Genomic DNA, 8,819 nt, shown 5'->3' on the forward strand with positions numbered 1-8,819 from the left:
CTAATAATTTACGTTTTGCGAAAATCATACGACCAGCCGATGTTTGTAATACGCTAGTAACCAGTACATTAAGTTGCGAACCTACATACTCTCTACCATCTTCTACTACAATCATCGTACCATCATCTAAGTACGCAACACCTTGGTTTTGCTCTTTACCATCTTTCACAACATAAACATTTAATTCTTCGCCAGGGAGTACAACTGGTTTAATTGCATTAGCTAAATCATTAATGTTTAACACCGTTACTCCTTGTAATTCAGAAACTTTATTTAAGTTGAAATCATTCGTTACTACAGTTCCACCGGTGATTTTTGCTAACTTTACAAGTTTGCTATCCACCTCTTGGATATCCTCGAAATCGCCTTCATAAATTTCTACCGGAATCGGCATCTCTTTTTGAATACGATTTAAAATGTCTAGTCCTCTGCGACCACGATTACGCTTTAAAGCATCGGAAGAATCGGCAATATGCTGAAGCTCTTCTAATACGAATTGTGGAATCACAATTGTTCCTTCCAAAAACTTCGTTTGGCAAATATCAGCAATACGTCCATCGATAATTACACTCGTATCGAGAATTTTCCAATGAGTCGTAGATTTTTCTGCTTCTACCTCTTCGTTCTCGCTATTATTTTTCTTCTTACCTCCGCGTTGGGGTAATGTAAATAATCCTAGCAATTCATTCCTCTTTTTAAATCCTACTTGGAATCCTAAATATCCAAGTAAAAGAGTGAAGAACACTTGCAACACCGTACTAATAACCGGAATTGTAAATTCACGAATCGGTATTAAAATTAAATATGCAACAATAAGACCAGAGATCAATCCTAATGTACCAAATAAAACATCTGCTACAGGCGCCTTTACAAGAGCCTCTTCAATATGCTTAATAAGTTGAACAATATAATCTACAAGCCAAAATGTTGTTAAAAATAAAATAATTGCACCAATAATCGCACGAACATACGATCCTTCCAATAAAGGAACAGCACCGATGTCTAATACATTAATAACTTTTGGGATTAAGTAAATCCCTAACGCTCCCCCGATTACTAGAAAGAAGAGCTGTACGATCCGTTTTAACATCCAACCACCTCCTACTCATTATTAACCATTGTTTCGCTAATCAAAACGCCGAATGCAAAAGCGGACGTGTTTTTTTTTATAAATAGTTTTATTTACCAATATATCATATCATATACCAAAAATGTTCTAGTGTCGTTATATTATGGAATCAATGTAATATTCTTAATTGTGTCTACTCATATAGAGATGCTCTTGAATTCTTTTTAGGCCTTCTCGTATTTTCTTCGCCCTTACTTCCCCAATTCCTTCCACATCATCCAATTCATGAATCGTCGCGCGACAAACTCCTTGCAACGTTTTGAATCGATTAATTAAATTTTCAATGATAAGTGGCGGAACACGAGAGATTTTGCTTGTAATTCGATATCCCCTTGGCGTCACACTTTCTTCTAAACTAGTTTGCCCTGGATAGCCAAGTAATTTAACTAAATCACTATCCTCTAAAAGTTGTGTATTTGCAAGGTCCTGTAACTTTTTCAAAATTTGATGATGGTCTTGTGTTTTCTCCTGGTGATAATCTTTAATTAACAATGCTGCCTCTGCTTCTAAATCAGCTAGCAATTCTGTAAGCTGTAAACGAATTAACCTACCTTCTGTTCCGAGCTCATGAATATAGCTCAATATTTCATTTTTAATACGCAGTACCATTTCAACACTATGTAAAACGTGAACTACCTCAGACATTGTAACGACCTCTTCAAATTCTAGAATGCCCAAATTCGTAATACCATCATTCCATACAGCCTTATATTTTTCTAACGTTTGAATAGCTTGATTTGCTTTTGTTAAAATAACCCCTATATCTTTTAGTGTATAACGTAAGTTCCCTTGATATAGCGTAATTACGTTACGTCTTTGTGAAATGGCCACAACAAGGCTGCCCGTCTGCTTCGCTACACGTTCTGCTGTTCGGTGACGCATACCTGTTTCAATAGAATCAATAGATGCCTCTGGAACTAACTGTGCATTCGCTATTAAAATTTTACTTCCCGTTTCATTTAAAATAAGTGCCCCGTCCATTTTTGCTAATTCATATAAACTAGCAGGAGAGAATGCACAATTAATGTGAAAACCACCATCCACAATACTTTTAATCTGCTCATTATATCCAAGAACAATTAGCCCCCCTGTTTGTGCGCGAAGTACATTATCTATCCCTTCACGCAGTGGTGTTCCTGGGGCCACGAGCTGTAAAATATTAATCATACTTTTGACACGTTGCTTATTTTCTTCCATAGCCTAGCCTCCTAATGTCAAACGAAGCGCTTCTCCTAAATTAGAAACACCTACAACCTCAATCCCATCCGGAATTGTCCATCCTCCTAAGTTTTTTCTAGGAATAATAACACGTTGAAATCCTAATTTAGCCGCTTCTTGTACACGTTGTTCGATTCTTGATACTCTTCTTATTTCTCCAGTTAATCCTACTTCTCCTATTACTGCATCAGTTGGTGCCGTAGATTTATCCCTAAAACTTGAGGCTATACTTAAAGCCACTGCTAAATCAATTGCCGGTTCGTCTAATTTCAAACCACCAGCTACTTTTAAATATGCATCTTGATTTTGCAATAGTAAACCTGTTCTTTTTTCTAATACTGCCATAATAAGCGAAACACGGTTATGATCAATTCCCGTCGCCATTCTTCGAGGATTTCCAAAACTAGTAGGGGAGATTAATGCTTGTATTTCTACTAAAACCGGTCTTGTTCCTTCCATTGAAGCAACTACTGTTGATCCTGCAACACCAACCGGCCTTTCCTCAAGGAAGATTTCGGAAGGATTTAAAACTTCCGCAAGACCAAGCTCTTTCATTTCAAAGATACCCATTTCATTCGTGGAACCAAAACGGTTCTTCACAGCTCGTAAAATACGATACGTATGGTGTCGATCTCCTTCAAAGTAAAGAACTGCATCGACCATATGTTCTAACATACGAGGTCCTGCAATCGCTCCTTCTTTTGTCACATGCCCGACGATGAAAATAGGGATTCCTTTTGTTTTTGCAAGTTTCATTAATTCCGCTGTACATTCACGTACTTGTGCCACACTTCCTGGTGCTGACGTCACCTCAGGTAAATGTATTGTTTGAATAGAATCAATAACAACAAAAGCTGGATTCATCTCTTCAATATGTGCTGCAATACGCTGCAGGTCTGTCTCTGCTACAACAAATAGATTGCTACCCTTTACATGCAAACGATCTGCACGAAGTTTAATCTGCTTTGCCGACTCCTCACCCGATATGTATAATACATCATATGAAGAATCTGCTAATTGCGATGAAATTTGTAATAGTAATGTTGATTTCCCAATCCCAGGGTCTCCACCAATAAGCACTAAGGACCCATCTACAATTCCACCACCAAGCACACGATTAAACTCTTGAAATTCCGTTTCAATACGTGCCTCAGACTTTGTTTCTACTTCGGTAAGACGTCTTGGTTTTGTTACTTCCGTTTGAATTGCATTCGCGTAATTAAGGCGCCTGGATAATACAACTGGCTCCATTTCTTCAACAAGTGTATTCCATTGACCACATCCAGGACATTTACCCATATATTTTGGTGACTGATAACCACATTCTTGACATATAAATTTCGTTTTCTTTTTAGCCATATCTTTTTATAGTTCACTCCACTTTCGTCTATAAACGTTTATCCTTCTCGTACAAGAAAGAGGGCTATCGCGTAGCCCTCTTTGTTTGTCTATACTTATTTTACCTTTTCCGCACTATGAATGACAAATGATTCTCCTTCTACATCAAAGATAACTTTTTGTCCTTTCTCAATAGCACCTTTTAAAAGTTCTTCTGATAGTCTATCTTCTACATGTTTCTGAATTGCTCTACGAAGTGGACGAGCACCGTACTCACGATCAAATCCTTTATCAGCAATAGCTGAAATTGCCTCTTCCGTTAAGTGCAATTCGATTTCTTGTTCTTTTAAGCGATTTACTAACTGATTTACCATAAGAGTTACAATCTCTTGAATATGTTTTTTCTCAAGCATATGGAATACGATAATTTCATCAATACGGTTTAAGAATTCTGGACGAAATGCCTTTTTCAACTCATCCATTACTTTACCTTTCATATCCGAATAATCACGGCTTTCATCTTGGACATTAAATCCAAGATGTTTGTTACGTTTTAACGCCTCGGCACCAACGTTAGACGTCATAATAACAATTGTATTACGGAAATCAACTGTACGTCCTTTAGAATCTGTTAAACGACCATCTTCTAATACTTGTAGTAGAATATTAAATACATCCGGATGAGCTTTCTCTACCTCATCTAATAATACAACTGAATATGGCTTGCGACGAACTTTCTCTGTTAATTGTCCACCTTCTTCATATCCAACATATCCTGGAGGAGAACCAACTAAACGGGAAGTAGAATGCTTCTCCATATACTCTGACATATCGATGCGAATCATTGCATCTTCATCACCGAACATAGATTCTGCTAGTGCTCTTGCAAGTTCTGTTTTACCTACACCTGTTGGTCCTAAGAAAATAAATGAACCAATCGGGCGCTTCGGATCTTTTAATCCTGCTCTTGCACGACGAACAGCTTTTGCTACTGCTACTACTGCTTCATCTTGACCAATCAAACGATCATGAAGAATGGATTCTAAATTTAATAATTTATCAGTCTCTGTTTGTGCAAGTTTAGAAACTGGGATACGCGTCCATGTAGAAACGACATTTGCAATATCTTCTACCGTAACCTCTGAATTTTCTTTTCCTTGTTGCTCTTTCCATTGACGTTTTGTATCTTCTAACTTCTCACGTAAGCGTTGCTCCATATCACGTAAGGATGCAGCCTTTTCAAATTCTTGACTTTGTACAGCTGCATCTTTTTCTTTTCGAATCTCCTCAAGCTTCACTTCAAGCTCTTTTAAGTTTGGTGGTGTTGTATAAGAACGTAAGCGAACTTTTGAAGCAGCTTCATCAATTAAATCAATTGCTTTATCCGGTAAAAATCGATCTGTAATATAACGATCTGAAAGTTTTACAGCTGCATCAATAGCGTCATCTGTAATAGATACACGGTGATGCGCCTCATAACGATCACGTAAACCTTTCAAGATTTGAATCGATTCTTCTAAACTTGGCTCATCAACATGAATTGGTTGAAAACGTCTTTCTAAAGCCGCGTCTTTTTCAATATATTTACGATACTCATCTAAAGTTGTTGCCCCAATACATTGTAGCTCTCCTCGTGCTAAAGATGGTTTTAAAATATTCGATGCATCGATTGCACCTTCTGCTCCACCTGCACCAATTAATGTATGAAGCTCATCAATAAATAGAATAATATTGCCTGCTTGGCGAATTTCATCCATCACTTTCTTTAAACGATCTTCAAATTCACCGCGATATTTTGTTCCAGCTACCACTGTACCCATATCTAGTGTCATAACACGCTTATCTCTTAAAGTTTCAGGAACTTCATTATTTACAATTTGCTGTGCTAATCCTTCTGCAATTGCCGTTTTACCTACACCAGGCTCACCAATTAATACTGGGTTATTTTTCGTTCTACGGCTTAATACCTCAATTACACGTTGAATTTCTTTACCGCGTCCAATAACAGGGTCTAAGCGATTTTCACGTGCAACAACTGTTAAGTCCCTTGCTAAACTGTCCAGTGTCGGTGTATTTGCATTTGTTGCTGAACCACCTTGATGACCTGAACTAGCTTCATTACTTCCAAGAAGTTGTAACACTTGTTGTCTTGCTTTATTTAGACTTACACCTAAATTATTTAAAACACGTGCGGCTACACCTTCACCTTCACGGATTAAACCGAGTAAAATGTGTTCTGTTCCAACGTAAGAATGGCCTAGCTTACGCGCTTCATCCATAGATAATTCAATAACCTTTTTAGCACGAGGTGTATAATGTACAGTTTGAGAAGCTTCTGTTCCTCGCCCAATTAACGCTTCTACTTCTTTTTGAACTTTCTCTGGACTTAATCCAAGAGCAATTAATGCTTTTGCTGCAATTCCTTCACCTTCGCGTACAAGCCCAAGTAAAATATGTTCTGTTCCAATATTATTATGCCCAATACGAATTGCTTCCTCTTGAGATAAAGCTAACACTTTCTGTGCTCTTTCTGTAAATCTTCCAAACATCATAGAAATCGCCTCCTACTTGCGCTTAGTTTTTTTCAATACGTAATCGCTCACGGATTAAGGTTGCTCTTCGATAATCTCTTTCTTCTGGCCCTAAAGGTCCACCTGCGTATTGTTGTAAAATACCTGGTTGCGTAAGAACCATTAGCTCAGTCAAAATATTTCTCGATATACCTTTTATATATCCTAGATCAATACCAAGTCGTACATCTGATAAGCAATTGGCTGCTTCTGCAGATTGAATTAAACGACTGTTTGCTAGTATGCCGTAAGAACGATAAACCTTATCTTCAAGTTCAATACTTGAATTTTGTACAATTAATTCTCTAGCCATTTTTTCTTGCTGTATAATTTGTTGAATGACACTCTTTAAATCTGCAATAATATCTTCTTCAGACTTTCCTAGCGTCATTTGATTTGAAACTTGAAATATATTACCTAACGCTTCGCTACCTTCACCGTATATTCCTCTTACTACTAACCCTAATTTTTGAATTACTTGTATAATACGGCTAATTCTTTTTGTTAAAACCAGTCCCGGTAAATGTATCATCACAGAAGCTCTTAACCCTGTGCCAACATTAGTAGGACAACTCGTAATATATCCAAGTGATTCATCAAAAGCGTATTCAACTTCTTTCTCAATCCAATTATCTATTTGATTGGCACTTTGAAGTGCCTCTGATAACTGTAATCCTGAAAATAGGCACTGAATCCGAATATGGTCTTCTTCATTAAGCATAACACTAATATGTTCACTTTCTGATAGTAGACATGCTCCATATTCTGTCCCTGCAAGATTTGGACTAATTAAATGCTTTTCGACTAAAACTCTCCTTTGAAGAGGGGTTAATTCATTCATCTTTAATAGTCCAAACTCCCCAAAAGACCCTACTGCTTTATTTATGAATTTCTTTTTGAATAATTCATGAATCTGTTTAGCTTCTTCTTCGTTTTGCATAGTGGAAAATTGATATTGTTTAAAGTTACGAGCCAAACGAATTCGACTACTTAAAACAATATCAGAATCAGGGCCATCCCCCTTCATCCATGGACTAATTGCTTCGTTCATAATTTTGTCCAGTGACATAGAACTATTCCCCCTCTCTATGCTCACTAAGCTGTATTTCAAGACCTCGGATCTTATCTCTTACTTCTGCAGCTTTCTCAAATTCCTCTTTCTGTACGTATTGTTTCAGAATAAGTTTTAGTTCATCTAATTCTTTCTTTAAGTGGATATTTCCTTCTATACGTTCCGGAATTTTCCCACAATGTTCTGTATGCCCACCGTGAAGGCGTTTTAATAATGGCTTTAAATGCTCCTTAAATGTATCGTAACAAGAATAACAGCCAAAACGTCCGACTTTTGTAAATTGTTCATATGTCATCTTACAATCTGGACATCTTACTATATCTGCATTTGAAAATCCATTTTTTCCTTCTTCAAACATTGTTGATTCACCGTGTAATAAACCAGCAAATAAATCATGAAATGAAAAGTTAGACTGCGATGATGGAAAGAAAGACGTATAGCCACTTTGCTCTGCACATTGCTCACAAAGATGAACTTCCGCCTTCTTCTCGTTAATTACTTTTGTATAATGTAAAGTTGCTGGTCTTATATTACAGTTTTGACAAGTCATCACTATCCCCACCTTTACAACAGGAACGCTCTATCTCATGGTACTTTTCATACATTACTAGATTGTTCGCTTTCCTGAATCCGTTTAAATAAAAGTGCATGTTCTTTTTCAAAACTTCTACAATATTTAACTGCTTTATCTTAGTTATCAATCTTTTACAAAAGTTATATTTATTTATATTTCAGTGTTCTTAACATTGCGCATAATATTCGAGCCCTAAGTTCATCTCGAGAAGGAACATCCATTGATAATACAGAACGATCTATTACGCTTAACATCAGTTTCGCTTCACGATTTGTTATAATTCCCTCTTCTATTAAACGTATAATCATACTTTCTGCATTCCCTTGCGCAACGCTATGATCAATCATATGAAGCATTTGATCAATAATATCTATATCGTCATGCAGTTTGACTTTTATAATGCGAATGTAACCTCCTCCACCACGTTTACTTTCTACTACAAATCCTCTTTCTAACGTAAAACGGGTATTGATTACATAATTGATTTGAGATGGTACGCACTCGAATCGATCCGCAATCTCATTTCTCTTGATTTCAATCACATTATTATTACTTAAGTCAATAACTTGCTTTAGATATTGCTCAATGATATCAGATATATTTCTCATTTATCCGCCACCTTTATTGACTTTGACTATCTTTGACTTTAATTATATACGTATTAATAAAATTTGCAACTCTTTTGCTTATTCACTATCCTAGCCACATTCCCCTGTATTTAAACAAAATATGAATACTTTAAACACATTTTTTATTACTATGGATTATAAAATAAAACACGAAAAAACACGAGTCATTTGACTCGTGTTTTAGTTGCTTGGCGACGTCCTACTCTCACAGGGACAAGGTCCCAACTACCATCGGCGCTAGAGAGCTTAACTTCCGTGTTCGGTATGGGAACGGGTGTGACCTCTCTGC

At 36.8% G+C, this 8,819-nt stretch carries 7 protein-coding genes and 1 rRNA gene; all 8 read right to left on the bottom strand.

Annotated features, from left to right (window positions below; genetic code table 11):
- Positions 1–1,090: PIN/TRAM domain-containing protein (locus tag MR167_RS28995; RefSeq protein WP_242316075.1), on the bottom strand; the 1,090-nt coding region annotated here is incomplete at its 3' end.
- A 162-nt stretch (positions 1,091–1,252) separates the two neighbouring features.
- Complete coding sequence (gene disA / locus MR167_RS29000) at positions 1,253–2,326, bottom strand: DNA integrity scanning diadenylate cyclase DisA (RefSeq protein ID WP_000392164.1); 1,074 nt, start codon at positions 2,324–2,326, stop codon at positions 1,253–1,255.
- A 3-nt stretch (positions 2,327–2,329) separates the two neighbouring features.
- A complete protein-coding gene (gene radA / locus MR167_RS29005) occupies positions 2,330–3,706 on the bottom strand; it encodes a DNA repair protein RadA (RefSeq protein WP_242316076.1) in 1,377 nt (458 codons plus the stop codon).
- 95 nt (positions 3,707–3,801) lie between these two features.
- A complete protein-coding gene (clpC, locus tag MR167_RS29010; protein WP_000971172.1) occupies positions 3,802–6,237 on the bottom strand; it encodes an ATP-dependent protease ATP-binding subunit ClpC in 2,436 nt (811 codons plus the stop codon).
- A gap of 22 nt (positions 6,238–6,259) precedes the next feature.
- Positions 6,260–7,324 (bottom strand): protein-arginine kinase McsB, encoded by a 1,065-nt coding sequence (mcsB, locus tag MR167_RS29015; RefSeq protein ID WP_000050837.1) that lies wholly within the window; start codon positions 7,322–7,324, stop codon positions 6,260–6,262.
- Positions 7,325–7,328: 4 nt separating this feature from the next.
- A complete protein-coding gene (gene mcsA / locus MR167_RS29020; RefSeq protein WP_000128376.1) occupies positions 7,329–7,877 on the bottom strand; it encodes a protein-arginine kinase activator protein McsA in 549 nt (182 codons plus the stop codon).
- A gap of 170 nt (positions 7,878–8,047) precedes the next feature.
- Positions 8,048–8,509 (bottom strand): transcriptional regulator CtsR, encoded by a 462-nt coding sequence (ctsR, locus tag MR167_RS29025; protein ID WP_001244560.1) that lies wholly within the window; start codon positions 8,507–8,509, stop codon positions 8,048–8,050.
- A 207-nt stretch (positions 8,510–8,716) separates the two neighbouring features.
- Positions 8,717–8,819: ribosomal RNA gene (rrf, locus tag MR167_RS29030) — 5S ribosomal RNA — on the bottom strand; the annotation flags it as partial.

This window comes from Bacillus cereus group sp. BfR-BA-01355, from assembly GCF_022663675.1.
GTDB classification, from domain to species: Bacteria; Bacillota; Bacilli; order Bacillales; family Bacillaceae_G; genus Bacillus_A; species Bacillus_A thuringiensis_S.